This window comes from Agrobacterium albertimagni AOL15, assembly GCF_000300855.1.
Taxonomy (GTDB): domain Bacteria; phylum Pseudomonadota; class Alphaproteobacteria; order Rhizobiales; family Rhizobiaceae; genus Allorhizobium; species Allorhizobium albertimagni.
In genome coordinates, this window is sequence record NZ_ALJF01000023.1 from 92145 (window position 1) to 107158 (window position 15014).

Sequence of the window (15014 nt, forward strand, 5' to 3'; positions counted from 1 at the left end):
CTAGGCCGCGATCTCCGTGCATTCAGCACAAAGCCCTCTGATTTCAATCGTCGTCTTTTCAGGCTTGAAGCTGCGGCCACGGGTGATCGTTTCCAGGCGGTGATCGACTTCGTGGTCGTGGAATTCTGTCACATGGCCGCACTTGTTGCAGATCATGAAGGCGACGGTGCCATGGCCGCTGCAACCGTCATGCGGATGGGCACAGGCAACGAAGGCGTTAAGGCTTTCGAGGCGATGGACCATGCCGAACTCGACCAGCTTGTCGAGCGCGCGGTAGACCTGCAGGGGCGCACGAAAGCCGTGCTCGCGCAACTTGTCGAGCAATGTGTAAGCCGAAAGCGGGCCATCGGACTGCATAAGCGCATCGAAGACGAGGGACTGATTGCGGGTAAGATCGCTCTTGGTCATGTCATGCCCTCGTGCTGATGTCGCGAGCCTTGCTGCCAGGACGCGGCAGGAGGCTGATGAGGAAGAGAAGAAGTGCGGCAACGACGATCGACGGTCCCGACGGCGTGTCATAGGTCAGCGAGCCGAAGAGCCCCATGACCACAGCGACGGCACCGATCAGCGATGCGAGAACGGCCATGATTTCCGGCGTCGAAGCGAAACGGCGTGCGGCGGCGGCCGGAATGATCAGCAAGGATGTGATCAACAGAATGCCGACGATCTTCATGGCAATCGCGATGACCAGCGCCATCAGCAACATGAAGATCAGGCGGGCGCGTTCGGGCTGCATGCCCTCGGCCTCGGCCAATTCGACATTGACGGTGCCGGCGAGCAGCGGCCGCCAAAGCCAGGCAATCACGCCGACAACAAACAAGCCGCCGATCCAGACGATTGCGACATCGGTCGGTGTGACCGCGAGAATGTCACCGAACAGAAAGGCGATGAGGTCGAAGCGCACCCAGGTCATGAAGGCGACCATCACCAGGCCGATGGCGAGCGTTGCGTGGCTGAGGATGCCGAGCAGGGCATCGGCCGACAGTCCCTGGCGCTTTTGTAGGACGATCAGGATCAGCGAGACCATAGAAGCGACGACGAAGACGCTGACCATCAGATTGAGCGAGAAGAACAGCGACAGAGCGACGCCGAGAAGCGCTGAATGAGCCATGGTGTCACCGAAATAGGCCATGCGACGCCAGATGACGAAGCAGCCAAGCGGGCCCGTCGTCAAAGCGAGGCCGATGCCGGCGAGGATGGCGCGCACGAAGAAATCATCCAGCATGGCCATGCTCCCGGTCCTTCACCGACGTCGCGGCAGGCTGCCCAACGTGATGATCATGGGCATGGTCATGTTCATGGCCGTGATCGTGGTGATCATGGCTGTGATGGTCATGATGGCCATCATCCGGGTGGCAGTGGTCGGTGACGCTGCCATCGGCATGCAGCACGCGCCCGTCCGGGAGATGGGTGTGGTCGTGGTCGTGGCTGTAGACGGCAAGTGTCTGAGCCGCCTTGGCGCCGAAAAGCCGCATATATTCCGGGCTCTGGCTGACGGCCGCCGGGGTGCCGCGGCAGCAAACGTGACCGTTCAGACAGATGACCGTGTCGGTTTCGGCCATCACCACATGCAGGTCGTGCGAAATCAGAAGAATGCCGCAGCCTGTCGAATTTCGGATCGACGTGATGAGGTCATAGAGCGCGATCTCGCCGGAGAAGTCGACCCCTTGCACTGGTTCGTCGAGCACCAGGATATCTGGCTTGCGGCCCATGGCACGGGCCAGCAGAGCACGCTGAAACTCTCCGCCCGAGAGGTGCTGAACCTCTGCGCCCGCAAGGTGCGCAATGCCTACCGCCTCGAGAGCCGCCTCTACTTCCGAATTCGACAAAGGAGAGGTCAGCGTCATCAAACGGCGAACCGTGAGCGGCATGGTCCAGTCGACGCTCAGGCGCTGCGGCACATAGCCGACACGCAGGCCGGGTTTGCGCTCCACCCTGCCCTCGTCGGCCTTGAGCACACCGATTGCCATCTTGGCGCTCGTTGATTTTCCGGAGCCGTTGGGCCCGATCAGGGTTACGATCTCGCCGGGACGGACGGAAAAGTCGACACCGCGGACCAGCCAGCGTCCGTTTCGGAAGACACCGGCGCCGGAGAGGGACACCAACGGTGCGGCCTCCCGTGATTTCATCGCATTCATGGAAATCTCAAGATTTTGATGTTGCCTCCTCCTATGCCACACGTTATAGCATAACGCAACTTAGGTAATAGTATTACATAACCATCCTCAGGAGCTGTGCATGACCCGCTATCGCCTCGGACTGGCCGCCTCGACGGCGTTCCTCATTCTGTCTCCGACACTCGCCGCGGCCGCTCCGGATGTCGTCGTCTCGATCAAGCCGGTTCATTCGCTCGTCGCCTCGATTATGAAGGGTGTCGGCGAGCCATCGCTGATCGTCGAGGGCGCAGCATCGCCGCATACCTATTCGCTGAAACCGTCCAATGCGCGTGCACTGGAAAACGCAGACTTGGTCTTCTGGATCGGCCCCGGGCTCGAAGCCTTCCTCGAGAAGCCGCTTGAGGCGCTGCCGAAGAATGCCAAGGTCATCGAGCTGGAAGATGCGCCCGGCCTCACCAAGCTTCCGTTCCGTGAAGGTGGGGCATTCGAGGCGCATGACCATGGCGAGGATGGTGAAGAGGGCCATGCCCACGGGCATGACGACCATGATCACGGGAAAACCGCTGAGGCCGGCCATGATCATGATCATGGACACGATCACGGGCACGGGCACGGGCACGAAGAGGAAGCCGCCGAGGCTGGCCATGAACACGCGCATGACGACCACGCGCATGGCAGCATGGACATGCATCTCTGGCTCGATCCGGCCAACGCGAAAGCCATGGCTGCAGAGATCGCCAAGAGCCTTGTAGACGTCGATCCGGCGAACAAGAGCGCATACGAAGCCAATCTGACGGCCGTCAACGCCGACATCGACGCTCTCGACGTCGAGATTGCCGCGCAGCTGAAGCCGGTGCTCGACAAGCCCTTCGTCGTCTTCCACGATGCCTATCAGTATTTCGAGAAGCGCTACGATGTGCGCGTCGCCGGTTCGGTGACGGTCAGCCCCGAAACCATGCCGGGTGCAGAACGCCTGTCCGCGATCCATGCCAAGATCAAGGAACTCGGAGCGGCCTGCGTCTTCGCTGAGCCGCAGTTCGAACCCAAGCTGATTGGCGTGGTGACCGAGGGCACCGAAGCCAAGTCCGGCGTTCTCGACCCCGAAGGCGGCTCGCTGGAGGCAGGTCCTGCCTTGTATGGCCAGCTGATGCGCAATCTGGCCACCTCCATGAGCACCTGCTTGTCCCTATAATCCCATCCCTCCCCCGAGCGAAAAGGCGGGACTTCGGTTCCGCCTTTTTCAGGCCTTCGATTGTAATGTTATTACATTAAATATGGTGCCCTATGAAAAAGCTACCTGTCACCGTTCTTTCCGGTTTTCTCGGTGCTGGAAAGACGACACTGCTCAATCACGTACTCGCAAACCGCGATGGCTTGCGCGTTGCCGTCATCCTCAACGACATGAGCGAGGTCAACATCGACGCGGCGCTCGTGCGTGGCGGTGATGCGGCCCTGTCGCGGACGCAGGAACAACTGGTCGAAATGAGCAATGGCTGCATCTGTTGCACGCTGCGCGATGACCTGTTGAACGAAGTCCGCGGCCTCGCCGAACAGGGCCGCTTCGACTATCTGCTGATTGAGGCGACAGGCATTGCGGAGCCCTTGCCGATCGCCACCACCTTCGATTTCCGCGACGAGGAGGGCCGCAGTCTTTCGGATATCGCGCAGCTCGACACGATGGTGACCGTCGTCGATGCCGCCAATCTGATCGGAGACTATTCCTCCAGCGATTTCCTCGCCGATCGTGGAGAAACGGCTGGCGACAACGACAACCGGACGCTTGTCGATCTCCTGGTCGAGCAGATCGAGTTCGCCGATGTCATCATCCTGAACAAGGTCGGCACCGCGATGCCGGATCAACTCGACGCGGCACGCAAGATCATCGCAGGTCTCAATGCCGATGCGCGTGTGATCGAAACCGATTTCGCCGAAGTGGCGGCAAAGGACATCCTCGGTACCGGGCTCTTCGACCTCGCCAAGGCGGAGACCCATCCGCTGTGGTTCCAGGAGTTGCACGGCTTTCGGGATCATGTGCCGGAAACCGAGGAGTATGGCATCCGCTCTTTCGTTTACCGGGCGCGAGCACCGTTCGATCCGACACGCTTCCGCGCCTTTCTCGATCGCCCCTGGCCGGGCGTCATTCGCGCCAAGGGCTTCTTCTGGCTCGCCACCCGTCCGCATCATGTCGGCGAGATGAGCCAGGCGGGGCCGCTTGTCCGGACAACGAAGATGGGGCTCTGGTGGGCATCTGTGCCGAAGTCACGCTGGCCGGACGATCCAGGCTTCCTCGACGCAATGGCGCCCTATCTCGACCCGGAATGGGGCGATCGGCGACAGGAACTCGTCTTCATCGGCGCCGATCCCATGGATCAGCGCAGGATCGAAGCCGAGCTCGATGCATGCCTAGTTGCGGAAAAGAGGTTCACACCATCCGCATGGGAAAGCCTTGCCGATCCCTTTGCGCGTTGGGCTTGAGTCAAAGCCTGCCGCGCTCTTGAAGCAAAGACATAACCACGGCCGCGCCGGCTTCACCGGCCGGCCTTTGCGTCTGCAGCCTTTGCCAGACATCGTCATAGCCCGCGAGTATCGAGGCACGCTGCGGCGTGTCCGTCGACAGTCGCTCGGCCCAGCGCACGAGGCTTGCGGGGCGCAAGACGTCGTTGAAGTATTCAGGCACCACCGCGTAGTCGGCGATCAGGTTGGGCAATGCACCGGTCCAGATCTTGATCCGGTGGCTGAGCATTCTGATGATCCAGTCGCCCTTGTAGGTCGAGACCACGGGTACATGCGCGAGTGCCAGCTCGAGGATCACGGTCCCTGAGGCGGCGATCGCGGCATCCGCCTCTTCAAAGGCGCGCCACTTCGCCTTGTCGCCGAGCATGATCTCGGGTCTCAATGGCCAGCCCTTCGTGATTTCACGGACGCGCGCCTCCTGGCGCGGCACGGTGGGGAGCACGAAGCGCGTTTCGCCATTGCGGGCGACGAATTCCTGCATGGCTTCACCGAAAACCGGCAGAAGCTGCGTGATTTCGCCACCGCGCGAACCGGGCAGGAGGAGGATGGTCCGCTTGTCGCCCGCCGCTCTCACTCCCCTCGCCTTGCGTGCCTCGCGTACGCGCAGAATGTCGGCATTGCTTGCGAGCCGATGACCGACGAAATGGGTCTCCGGACCGCCGAGACGCTGCATCACCGATGGCTCGAAGGGCAGGACGGCGAGAACAGAATCGACATAGGCGAGCATCGCCTTGGCGCGGTACTCCTTCCACGCCCAGACACTGGGGCAGACATAGTTCACGACCGGCAGATCCGGCAGCTTCTGCCGCACCTTTTTGGCAACGCGGTGGGTGAAATCGGGACTGTCGACGATCAGGAGCAAGTCCGGTCTGGCCGCGACAATGGAATCGGCTGTCCAGGAGATCAGCTTGATCAGCCGCGGCAGCTTCGACAGAACCTGGGTAACGCCCATGATCGAGAGCTCGGAGAAGTCGAAGAGCGACTTCAATCCTTGAGCCTCGAGCGCCTCCCCGCCGACGCCGACGAGTTCGACAGGCCCTTCATGCATCGTCTTCAGATGCGCGATCAGATCTGCCCCCAGGAGATCGCCTGAGACCTCACCGGCGATGACGGCAATCTTCAAGGGTTTGTCCGACATGCTGCCTACTCCTTGCGCGAACGATCCAGGCCGACGACGAAAAGACCGGCGGCATTGGCCGCCGCAATCATCACCTCACGCTCGACGACCAGCGCACGGCCGGCTTCAACGGCAATCCCGGCAAGCCCGGCGGCCTTGGCATTCTCGACGGTCGAGACGCCGATGGTCGGCAGATCGGCGCGCAGATCCTGCTGGGGTTTGCAGAGCTTGACCAGAACGCCCCTGCGGCGCCTGGAGATCCGTCCTTCGGCACGCAGGCCCTCGACGCGGGCGAGCATCGCGTCGGTGCCCTCGACGCCCTCCAGCGCTACGATGCGGCCGCCGACGGCAACAGCGCCCTGCCCTACATCCAGCCTTCCCAGGGCTTCCGCGGCCTCTGCCGCCTTTTCGATGTCACGCTCGTCATCGCCGTCGGGAGACACTGCACCGAGCGGTCCAACCGTTGCCAGCAAGCCCGGCAGGATCTCGTGGGCGCCCAGCACTTCACAACCCTGTGCTTCGATCAACGAAATGACCATGCGAAGCACGGCATCGTCGCCGCCAGCCATCAGAGTCTTCAGCGCCATCGGCAGTTTCAGCAGGGATTTCAGATTGACGCGAATTTCGCCAAAAGCCGGCCGGCGCTTGACCGCCCCCGACATGACGACCCGGCGAATATCATGCTGGCGAAAGAGCGCCGACAGGCCGGCCATATCACCGACGCCAATGACCGCGTTGTCAAAGCCCTGCCAGATATCATCGGCTTCGTTCTTCAGCCTGAGAACGAAGGGGTCTTCGCCTGCGGCGCGTGCTGCTTCAGCCAGGAAAACGGGGAGCTTTCCGCTGCCGGCAATAATGGCCAGGCGACCGGTTCGGGGCAGGCCGTCCGATTGAGCGGCCGCCGTCATCACTCAGTTCTTGCCGCGATTGGGCGAGGACAGTGCCCGATCGCTTTCAGCGGCTATGAAGTCGAGGATCTCGATCACCGGCGCGCAGTCCAGATATTCGTCGCGAATGGCGGCAGCATTCGTCCGCGCCGATCCTTCGCTTTCGAAGATCTGCTTGAAGGCGCGACGCACTTGGTGGATCACCGAGCGTTCGATGCCGGCGCGGGTCATGCCGACCACGTTCAGGCCGCCGAGAATGCCGGGATTGCCGTTCAGCATGCCATAGGGAATGACATCATAGGCAACGGCGGATAGACCACCGATGAATGCCTGACGGCCGATACGGGTGAACTGGTGCACGGCGCAGCCACCGCTGAGAATCGCCTTGTCACCGACGTGAACATGACCGGCCAGCATGACATTGTTCGACAGGATGATGTCATTGCCGAGAATGCAGTCATGGGCGACATGCGAATTGGCCAGGAACAGGCAGTTGTCGCCGACGCGGGTGATACCGCCACCGCCGACCGTGCCGCAGTTCATCGTCACGCCTTCGCGCATGGTGCAATTTGCACCGACGACCAGCGTGGAATCCTCGCCCGCCTCGTGAAGGCTTTGCGAGACACCACCGATCACGGCCATCGGGTGGATAGTCGAACCCGCGCCGATTTCGGTGAGACCGGTGACGACAGCGTTCGAAATCAGTTCGACGCCGTCTTTCAGCGTCACGCGAGCACCCACCCGGCAGAAGGGCCCAATCTTCACATTCTCGCCGATCACCGCGCCGTCTTCGACCACGGCCATCGGATGGATGACGGCGCTTGCGGCGATCTGGCTCATTTCTGATCCTTGCGCATGATCATGGCCCCAATGTCGGCCTCGGCGACCAGTGCACCGTCGACCTTGGCGTCGCAATGGAACTTCCAGATGTTGCCGCGCTGCTTCTGCTTGACGACATGGAATTCAACGCGGTCGCCAGGAACGACCGGCTTGCGAAAACGCGCGTTATCGATCGTCATGAAATAGACGAGATTTCCGCCCTCGCCCTGAAGCCGAGCGCAGATGGCACCAGCAGTCTGGGCCATGCCTTCGATCAAAAGGACGCCCGGCATGATCGGGCTTTCCGGAAAATGTCCGGTGAAATGCGGTTCGTTCGCCGTGACATTCTTGATGCCGATGGCCGAATTGTCGCCGTCAATCTCGATGATCTTGTCCACCAGCAAAAAGGGATAGCGGTGGGGCAGAAGCTTCATGATCTCGAGGATATCAGCCGAACCCAATTCGCTTTTCGCGAGTTCAGTCATTGCTGGCTCCTTTTTCCTTGGCGCGGCTATCGTAGCGGCTGAGCGTATCGGCCACCTCGCGCAAATAATCCTTCAACGGGCGGGCCGGAACGCCGCCGTATTTCTCACCTGCCGGCACCTCGGCCAGGACGCCGCTCATGGCGGCAATCTGGGCGCCGTCGCCGATCTTGATATGGCCGTTGATGCCGGCGGCACCACCGATCATCACGCCGTCACCGATCACCGTGCTGCCGGCAATACCGACCTGGCTGACGATACCGCAATGGCGGCCGATGCGAACGTTGTGGCCGACCTGCACGAGGTTGTCGATCTTCGTCCCCTCGCCGATCACGGTGTCGTCCATCGTGCCGCGATCGATCGTGGTGTTGGCGCCGATTTCTACATGGTCCTGGATAATCACGCGGCCGATCTGGACGATCTTCAGCATGCCGCGAGGACCCGGTGCATAGCCGAAACCGTCCTGCCCGATACGCGCGCCGTTGTGAATGATGACATTGTTGCCGACGAGAGCGACCTGGATTGTCGCGCCACCAGCAATCACACAGTCGCGACCGATGCGAACACCGGGACCGATCACGGCTCCGGGGCCGATCCGTGTGCCGCTGCCAATCTCGACATCAGCGCCGATGACCGCCATGGGCTCGACTTCGACACCATCTTCGAGCTTTGCCGTCGCATCGACATAGGCTGCCGGCGAGATACGAGCAGGCTCGGTCGTCATCCGTATGGGCTTCAAGCCCGTCGGATGCAGGATTGCGCCTGCAAGGGCAAAGGCCGTCTGCGCGCTCTTAGCGAGAAGAACGGGAATATGGTCGGGAATGAGAGAGAGAAGAGGCTTTTCGCAGAAGATCGCAGCCGCCTGGCATGTCGCCAGTTCTTCCTTGTTGCGACGAGAGAGGATGTAGCAAACATCCCCTTCCTTCGCTCTGGAGACAGGCGACACGGACCTTACGATCCGTCCGCCCTGGCTCTCGTCCTGCAATTCCGCCCCCGTCTGGGCTGCAAGCGCAGCCAGGGTCACCCCGGCATGGGGCGGAAAGAAATGATTATGGTCCATCAGCAAACGCTCCAGAACGTCAACCTGTCAGCAGTTCTGGACAGCCAGTCTTAGAACTGGTTCGCCATGCTGAAACGGAATTCCTGGGTATCGTCGAAGTCTTCCTTGGCGACCGGAACCGCGTAGTCGACACGAAGCGCACCGAAGGGCGAATTCCAGATCACGCCTGCACCAACCGATGCACGGAGCGACATGTCGGTACCGACAACGCCAGACTGACTGCGCAGATCGCTGCCGTAGAGCGTGCCGGCATCTGCGAAGACCGCACCGCGGAAACCCAGGTCCTGGGGCACGAGCGGAAGCGGGAAAGTCGCTTCAGCCGAAGCCGTGAAATAGGTCGTGCCACCGATCGAGTCGTCACCGATGCGCGGGCCGATACCGCTGTTGTCGAAGCCGCGGATTTCCTTGCCGCCGATCTTGAACTGATCAAAGACGTTCAGGTTGTCACCGAGAGCAACGACATGGCCAGCCGAACCAGCGAGCGAGCCGACGATGTCGAACTCGTCCGACAGCGTGTAGAAGACGCGGGCGCGGACAAAGGCCTTGTAGTATTCGGAGTCGCCACCGAGGCCGGCATATTCATGCGTAAAGCTCGCATAGATGCCTTCGTGCGGGTTCTGACGGTCATCGACGGTGTTGTAGACGATCGAGTGACCGAGGATCGACTGCTTCCAGGTGCTGCCCGTGATCGCATCGATGTAAGGGTCTGCTACACGGTCATCACCGCCGCCGGCAACGCCATTCGCACCGAAGGCGCCATCGTTGATGTAGTCGAGGGTCTTGTAGGTGTAACGCAGCGTCGTGGCCAGATCTTCGGTGATCGGCGCAGTGACGCGGATCGTACCGCCCTGCTCTTCGTAGTCGTAGTAGGAGTTCGCACTGGTCGAGCTCTTGAACACGTCAAAGCCGGCAGCCAGGCGATAACCGAGGAAGTAGGGCTCGGTGAAGGAGAAGTTGTAGGTCTGGGTCTCGTCGAAGCCACCACCGGCGGCAACGCGGATGAACTGACCGCGGCCGAGGAAGTTCTTTTCTTCGACGGAGGCTTCCAGAACCAGGCCACCGTCACCGACGGAGTAGCCGGCGCCGATACCGAACGAGCCGGTCGGCTGATCCTGAACGTCGACGATCACGACGACGCGGTCCGGCGAGCTGCCAGCCTGGGTCGAGATGTTGACCGCCGAGAAGAAGCCGAGAGCTTCCAGACGACGCTTGGCGCGCGAAATGGTCTCCTGGTTGAAGGCATCGCCTTCGGAGATGTCGAATTCGCGGCGAATGACGTAGTCGCGGGTACGGGTGTTGCCACGGACTTCGATACGCTCGACATAAGCGCGCTCACCCTGGTCGACCAGATAGGTCACGCCGATGGTGTTGGTTTCGAAGTTGCGGTCACCGCGCGGAACGACACGGGCGAAGGGATAGCCGGCCGACGACACGCGACGGGAAATGGCTTCCATCGACTTCTGAATGTCGCGGGCGCTGTAGGTCTGACCTTCGCGGGTCTCGAGGAGACCTTGGAGTTCCGAACCATCGATGCCGTCAACAGTCGATTCGACGGAGACAGCGCCGAAGCGGTAGCGCTGACCTTCATCGACCGTGATGTTGATCGTGTATTCGTTGCCGGTCTCGTTGAGGACGGCCTCGGACGAGATCACGCGGAAGTCTGCGTAGCCGTGGTTGTAGTAGAACTGACGCAGCGCTTCTTCGTCAGCGCGCAGCTTGTCCTCGTTGTAGACGTCCTTGCGGGTCAGGAAGGACAGAATGCCCGATTCCTTGGTCTGCAGAACGGCGGCCAGTCGGCCATCGGAATAAGCCCTGTTGCCAACGAAATTGATCGAGCTGATCTTGGTGCGCTCACCTTCGTTGATCACGAAGGCCAGATTCACACGACCTTCGGCGACCGGAACGACCTGCGTCGTCACTTCCACGTCGGAACGGCCGATGGCGGAATAGGCTTCACGGATGCGCTGAATGTCGGCGCTGATCAGGCTGTCACTGTAAGGACCCTGACCCTGCGTCTGGACGATGCCCTGAAGCTTGTCGTCCTTGATCTTGCGGTTGCCGTTGAAGACCACCTGATTGATCAGCTGGTTTTCAGCAACCGTGACCACCAACGTACCGCCGGAAACGGAAATCTGAACATCGGAGAAGAAGCCGGTCGCGTAGAGACGCTTGACCGATTCATCGATGTCGGCGTTGGAGAAAGTCCGACCCGGCTGGATCGAAAGGTTGGAGCGCACAGCTTCCGGACCAACACGCTGAGCTCCGCGTACGTCGATACGCTGAACCACTGCGGCTTCGGCAGCAATTGCCGATGCAAGAACGGCAATACCTGCGCCCGAAGACACGACACCAGCAGACAGCGCGACCGCCGATACTGCGTTCAAAAACTTTGAACCAGCCTTCATGTGTATACTATACCTTCTTCCATTGCCCCAAAGTCGGCACCCGACTCCGGCCCGTGTGTGGTTTTAACGGGTTTTACCCTACAAGCAAGTGCGCGCGTTAATTTCTGTTTACTTCATTTCAACGCGTGGCCCAATCGCCACTATCAATTTGAAACAGCGTAAACAAATCCTTTCGCAGCTTGCGGGATCCCGCCTTAGCCAATCAAACGGCTGATATCATTCCAAGTGGCGAAGACCATCAGAGACAGGATCATCGCCATACCGATCCGGAACGCGATTTCCTGTGCGCCCTGCCCCATGGGCTTCCCCCGCACTGCCTCAATCGCGTAGAGAACGAGATGGCCGCCGTCAAGGACCGGAACTGGGAACAAGTTCAAAAGCCCCAGGGAAACGGAGAGAACCGCTGCCAGATTTAACAGAGCGATAACGCCGAGCGTCGCCATCTGACCGGAGGCCTGAACGACGCGAACCGGGCCGCCGAGCTGATCGGCATTCATGCGTCCGGCGATCATGTTGCCGATATAGTCGAAGGTCCCGGTGATGATGTGCCCGGTCTGGCGCACGCCTTCCCACACCGCCTGGAGCGGCGACAGCTCCACGATTCGGAAATTGCCCGCCTGCTGGTCGGTGATGATTCCGATCTGTCCGACTTCCATCTCATTGCCGAAGCGGTCGCTGGTTACGGCCCGCTTCGGGGTCAGGGCAAAATCGATCTCCTGGCCATCACGCCGCACAGTAACTTCCACCGGGATTTCCGGACGCATGGTGATGTAGCGCACGACATCGTCGAAGGTCTCGATCATGCGGCCGTCCAGAGCCAGCAGGACGTCGCCGCGCTCGATGCCGGCTTCTTCAGCCGCACTGCCCGCCTTGATATCTGCCACGACAGGATCGGAAACGGGCTTGCCCATAAAGGCGAACATGCCGGCAAAGATGACAATCGCGAGCAGGAAGTTTGCAAGGGGACCCGCGGCGACGGTGACGGCTCTTTTCCAGAGCTTGGCGCCATTCAGCGTCTGAGCGCGCTCTTCTTCGGTCAGTTCGTCTGCAAGGGAGCCGTCCGGACGGCTCGCGGCATCCGCATCGCCGAAGAACCGGACATAACCGCCCAAGGGAATCGCCGAGATTTTCCAGCGTGTTCCGTGCTTGTCCGTGTAGCCGACCAACTCAGGGCCGAAGCCAACGGAGAATGCCAGAATTCGAATGCCCGACCAGCGGCCTGCCAGATAGTGGCCCAGCTCATGGATGAAGACGAGCAGTGACAGAATGAGAATGTAAGGCAGGATGTATCCGCCAAGAAAGCCGAAGACTGCGCTGATGTGATCCATCTGTCCGTTTCCTGCACTCGCTTCAGCGAGAATTTGTGCCCGTCACCTGACGCCAGCCACCCGCCTCAGAGACCGAAGAGGAAGGCGCCCATCGAGACGACGGTACCGACACCGCCGGCGGAACTGCCGATTGCCAAGAAGAACGCGGCAAAACAGGCAAATACAAGGCCGTCGACACGGTCCATGACGCCTCCATGCCCCGGTATAAGGCGGCTCGAATCCTTGACCCCGAAACGGCGCTTGATGAACGATTCGAAGAGGTCGCCGATCTGGCTCGCGACCGACAAGGCAAAGGCGACGATCGCAACCCAAAGCCCGACATCCTGGAAATGCGCCATCGCAATCAGGAGCCCGCCGATTACGCCAGCCACAGTCCCCCCGATCGCGCCGGACCAGGTCTTGCCGGGAGAGATCTTCGGTGCAAGCTTCGGCCCACCGATTGCTCGCCCCACAAAATAGGCAAGAATGTCGGTCGACCACACGACGATGAACACGAAAAGCATAGCGATGAAACCGAGCGAATCTTCGCCGCGAATGGCGGAGAGCGAGATTGCGCTCAGCCCTGCGTAAAACAGTCCGCCCGGCTGCCACCAGTTGACGCGGCGAAGAACGGCCGGGATTGCAGCCGTGACGACCAGCCCCGCAAACAGCGGAACGGTCAATTCCGCCCGCCCGAACAACATGTTGAGACTGATTAATGCCATCGAGAACCAGCCGAAGGCATTGGCCCGGATGCTGTTTTCCGCGAGTCGCGTGATCGTCGACCATTCGTAGTAGATCAGCAGACCGATACCGGCAGCCAGGATCTTGAAAGCCAGGCCGCCGAACCAGGTTGCCGCCAGAACCACCGCAATCATCACGATGGCGGAAACGATTCTGAGCTGAAGTTCTCGCGACATTGTGAGCATCATGAGCCGACGGCCACGGCTTTGGCCGAGAGGCCGCCGAAGCGACGGTCGCGGGCGGCATATCGTTCGAGCACGGAATCAAAAAGTGCCGGCGTGAAGTCTGGCCAGAAGTCGGGCACAAACATCAATTCGGCATAGGCTGCCTGCCAGAGAAGGAAATTCGACAGACGTTCCTCTCCGCTGGTGCGGATCACCAAATCGGGATCGGGGATGCCGGCAGTATCCAGGCAGTCGTTGAGCTTGCTTGCATCGATCTGCGAGGGATCAAGCCGGCCAGCCTGTACGTCGGCCGCCAGACGTGCAGCGGCGCGTGCGATCTCGTCACGCGAACCGTAATTGAAGGCAATGACGAGCGTCATGCCGGTGTTGTTTGTCGTGGTTTCTTCTGCTTCGAGGAGCAGGGAGCGGATGTCGTCGCGCAGGTTGACCCGATCACCGATGATCCGGATGCGGATACCGGCCCTATGCAGATCGGCGAGGTCTCGACGAATGAATGCCTTGAGCAGGCCGAACAGTTCGTTGATCTCAGCTTCAGGCCGCCGCCAGTTCTCCGAGGAGAATGCAAAAAGCGTCAGAAAGCCGACGCCTGCCTCGCCGGCAGCCTTCACGGTCTCGCGGACAGTCTCAACGCCCTTGCGATGGCCGAACGTCCGGGGAAGCCCCCGGGCGTTTGCCCAGCGACCATTGCCATCCATGATGATCGCAACATGCTGCGGAACGATGCGATGTTGAACTGTCGACATTGGCGAGGATCCAGGCGGCGTTGAGAGTGCTCGAAAGAAACGACTCTGCCTTAAACCTGCATGATTTCCTTTTCTTTCTCCACGAGCAAGCGGTCGACTTCGACAATCGTCTCGTCAGTCATCTTCTGAACACGCTCAGACTGGCTACGGCTGTCATCCTGACCGATCGTGCCGTCTTTTTCCGCCTTCTTCAGGCCGTCCATGCCGTCGCGGCGGACGTGGCGGATCGCGACCTTGGCCTTTTCGGCGTAGTCGTGTGCCACCTTGACCAGCGACTTGCGGCGCTCTTCGTTGAGCTCAGGCAGCGGAATACGCAGGTTCTGGCCGTCAACGATCGGATTGAGGCCGAGATTGGCTTCGCGGATCGCACGATCGACGGCACCCACCATCGACTTGTCCCAGATCGACACGCCGAGCATGCGCGGCTCCGGCACCGTGACGTTGGCGACCTGGTTCAGCGGCACGCGCGACCCATAGGCTTCGACCACGACCGGATCGAGGACGTTGGCCGAAGCGCGGCCGGTGCGCAGCGATGCGATGTCGTTCTTGAACGCGTTGATCGCGCCGTCCATGCGGCGCTTGATGTCGTTGAGATCAACCCCTGCGGTCATCATGGTTCTCCCATTGCTCTGTC

The 15014-nt window shown here is 60.7% G+C and carries 15 protein-coding genes; 2 read left to right on the top strand and 13 right to left on the bottom strand.

What is annotated here, in order from left to right; all coding sequences use genetic code 11:
* The 3 genes from QWE_RS22300 to znuC are packed head-to-tail and all read right to left on the bottom strand — an operon-like array spanning nt 1 to nt 2138.
* A complete protein-coding gene (locus tag QWE_RS22300) occupies nt 1–408 on the bottom strand; it encodes a Fur family transcriptional regulator (RefSeq protein WP_006728447.1) in 408 nt (135 codons plus the stop codon).
* A 1-nt stretch (nt 409) separates the two neighbouring features.
* Nucleotides 410–1225 (bottom strand): metal ABC transporter permease, encoded by an 816-nt coding sequence (locus QWE_RS22305; protein ID WP_040300899.1) that lies wholly within the window; start codon nt 1223–1225, stop codon nt 410–412.
* Nucleotides 1215–2138: a zinc ABC transporter ATP-binding protein ZnuC gene (gene znuC, locus QWE_RS22310; RefSeq protein ID WP_040300880.1), complete on the bottom strand. Its 924-nt coding sequence runs from the start codon at nt 2136–2138 to the stop codon at nt 1215–1217. Before znuC ends, QWE_RS22305 begins: the two co-directional genes overlap by 11 nt.
* A gap of 100 nt (nt 2139–2238) precedes the next feature.
* On the opposite strand from znuC, the gene QWE_RS22315 reads away from it, so the two are divergent.
* Complete coding sequence (locus QWE_RS22315) at nt 2239–3309, top strand: zinc ABC transporter substrate-binding protein (RefSeq protein WP_006728450.1); 1071 nt, start codon at nt 2239–2241, stop codon at nt 3307–3309.
* 92 nt (nt 3310–3401) lie between these two features.
* On the top strand, nt 3402–4592 hold the full coding sequence (locus QWE_RS22320) for a GTP-binding protein (RefSeq protein ID WP_006728451.1): 1191 nt from the start codon (nt 3402–3404) through the stop codon (nt 4590–4592).
* A 1-nt stretch (nt 4593) separates the two neighbouring features.
* Here the strand turns inward: QWE_RS22320 and lpxB are convergent, their stop codons facing one another.
* The 10 genes from lpxB to frr all read right to left on the bottom strand — a co-directional run bounded on the left by lpxB (nt 4594) and on the right by frr (nt 14991).
* Nucleotides 4594–5769 (bottom strand): lipid-A-disaccharide synthase, encoded by a 1176-nt coding sequence (gene lpxB / locus QWE_RS22325; RefSeq protein WP_006728452.1) that lies wholly within the window; start codon nt 5767–5769, stop codon nt 4594–4596.
* 5 nt (nt 5770–5774) lie between these two features.
* Nucleotides 5775–6656 (bottom strand): LpxI family protein, encoded by an 882-nt coding sequence (locus QWE_RS22330; protein WP_006728453.1) that lies wholly within the window; start codon nt 6654–6656, stop codon nt 5775–5777.
* Between the two features lie 3 nt (nt 6657–6659).
* On the bottom strand, nt 6660–7475 hold the full coding sequence (gene lpxA, locus QWE_RS22335) for an acyl-ACP--UDP-N-acetylglucosamine O-acyltransferase (protein WP_006728454.1): 816 nt from the start codon (nt 7473–7475) through the stop codon (nt 6660–6662).
* Nucleotides 7472–7939, bottom strand: coding sequence for a 3-hydroxyacyl-ACP dehydratase FabZ (gene fabZ / locus QWE_RS22340; protein ID WP_006728455.1), 468 nt, complete (start codon nt 7937–7939; stop codon nt 7472–7474). Before fabZ ends, lpxA begins: the two co-directional genes overlap by 4 nt.
* The gene (lpxD, locus tag QWE_RS22345; protein WP_006728456.1) at nt 7932–8996 is read right to left on the bottom strand and encodes a UDP-3-O-(3-hydroxymyristoyl)glucosamine N-acyltransferase; all 1065 of its coding nucleotides are present in this window, start codon (nt 8994–8996) and stop codon (nt 7932–7934) included. The genes fabZ and lpxD overlap by 8 nt, the downstream gene beginning before the upstream one ends.
* Nucleotides 8997–9046: 50 nt before the next feature.
* Nucleotides 9047–11401, bottom strand: a complete 2355-nt coding sequence (bamA, locus tag QWE_RS22350) for an outer membrane protein assembly factor BamA (protein ID WP_006728457.1) — start codon at nt 11399–11401, stop codon at nt 9047–9049.
* Between the two features lie 194 nt (nt 11402–11595).
* Complete coding sequence (gene rseP / locus QWE_RS22355; RefSeq protein WP_006728458.1) at nt 11596–12729, bottom strand: RIP metalloprotease RseP; 1134 nt, start codon at nt 12727–12729, stop codon at nt 11596–11598.
* A gap of 65 nt (nt 12730–12794) precedes the next feature.
* Nucleotides 12795–13628, bottom strand: a complete 834-nt coding sequence (locus QWE_RS22360) for a phosphatidate cytidylyltransferase (protein WP_006728459.1) — start codon at nt 13626–13628, stop codon at nt 12795–12797.
* A gap of 8 nt (nt 13629–13636) precedes the next feature.
* Nucleotides 13637–14380: an isoprenyl transferase gene (locus tag QWE_RS22365; RefSeq protein ID WP_006728460.1), complete on the bottom strand. Its 744-nt coding sequence runs from the start codon at nt 14378–14380 to the stop codon at nt 13637–13639.
* A 50-nt stretch (nt 14381–14430) separates the two neighbouring features.
* Entirely contained in the window at nt 14431–14991 is a 561-nt protein-coding gene (frr, locus tag QWE_RS22370) for a ribosome recycling factor (RefSeq protein WP_006728461.1), read from the bottom strand.
* Nucleotides 14992–15014 lie beyond the last annotated feature (23 nt).

Excerpts from the sequence above, each read along its gene's own strand:
- QWE_RS22300 (WP_006728447.1), bottom strand. The coding sequence starts at position 408 with ATGACCAAGAGCGATCTTACCCGCAATCAGTCCCTCGTCTTCGATGCG.
- QWE_RS22305 (WP_040300899.1), bottom strand. The coding sequence starts at position 1,225 with ATGCTGGATGATTTCTTCGTGCGCGCCATCCTCGCCGGCATCGGCCTC.
- znuC (WP_040300880.1), bottom strand. The coding sequence starts at position 2,138 with ATGAATGCGATGAAATCACGGGAGGCCGCACCGTTGGTGTCCCTCTCC.
- QWE_RS22315 (WP_006728450.1), top strand. The coding sequence starts at position 2,239 with ATGACCCGCTATCGCCTCGGACTGGCCGCCTCGACGGCGTTCCTCATT.
- QWE_RS22320 (WP_006728451.1), top strand. The coding sequence starts at position 3,402 with ATGAAAAAGCTACCTGTCACCGTTCTTTCCGGTTTTCTCGGTGCTGGA.
- lpxB (WP_006728452.1), bottom strand. The coding sequence starts at position 5,769 with ATGTCGGACAAACCCTTGAAGATTGCCGTCATCGCCGGTGAGGTCTCA.
- QWE_RS22330 (WP_006728453.1), bottom strand. The coding sequence starts at position 6,656 with ATGACGGCGGCCGCTCAATCGGACGGCCTGCCCCGAACCGGTCGCCTG.
- lpxA (WP_006728454.1), bottom strand. The coding sequence starts at position 7,475 with ATGAGCCAGATCGCCGCAAGCGCCGTCATCCATCCGATGGCCGTGGTC.
- fabZ (WP_006728455.1), bottom strand. The coding sequence starts at position 7,939 with ATGACTGAACTCGCGAAAAGCGAATTGGGTTCGGCTGATATCCTCGAG.
- lpxD (WP_006728456.1), bottom strand. The coding sequence starts at position 8,996 with ATGGACCATAATCATTTCTTTCCGCCCCATGCCGGGGTGACCCTGGCT.
- bamA (WP_006728457.1), bottom strand. The coding sequence starts at position 11,401 with ATGAAGGCTGGTTCAAAGTTTTTGAACGCAGTATCGGCGGTCGCGCTG.
- rseP (WP_006728458.1), bottom strand. The coding sequence starts at position 12,729 with ATGGATCACATCAGCGCAGTCTTCGGCTTTCTTGGCGGATACATCCTG.
- QWE_RS22360 (WP_006728459.1), bottom strand. The coding sequence starts at position 13,628 with ATGTCGCGAGAACTTCAGCTCAGAATCGTTTCCGCCATCGTGATGATT.
- QWE_RS22365 (WP_006728460.1), bottom strand. The coding sequence starts at position 14,380 with ATGTCGACAGTTCAACATCGCATCGTTCCGCAGCATGTTGCGATCATC.
- frr (WP_006728461.1), bottom strand. The coding sequence starts at position 14,991 with ATGACCGCAGGGGTTGATCTCAACGACATCAAGCGCCGCATGGACGGC.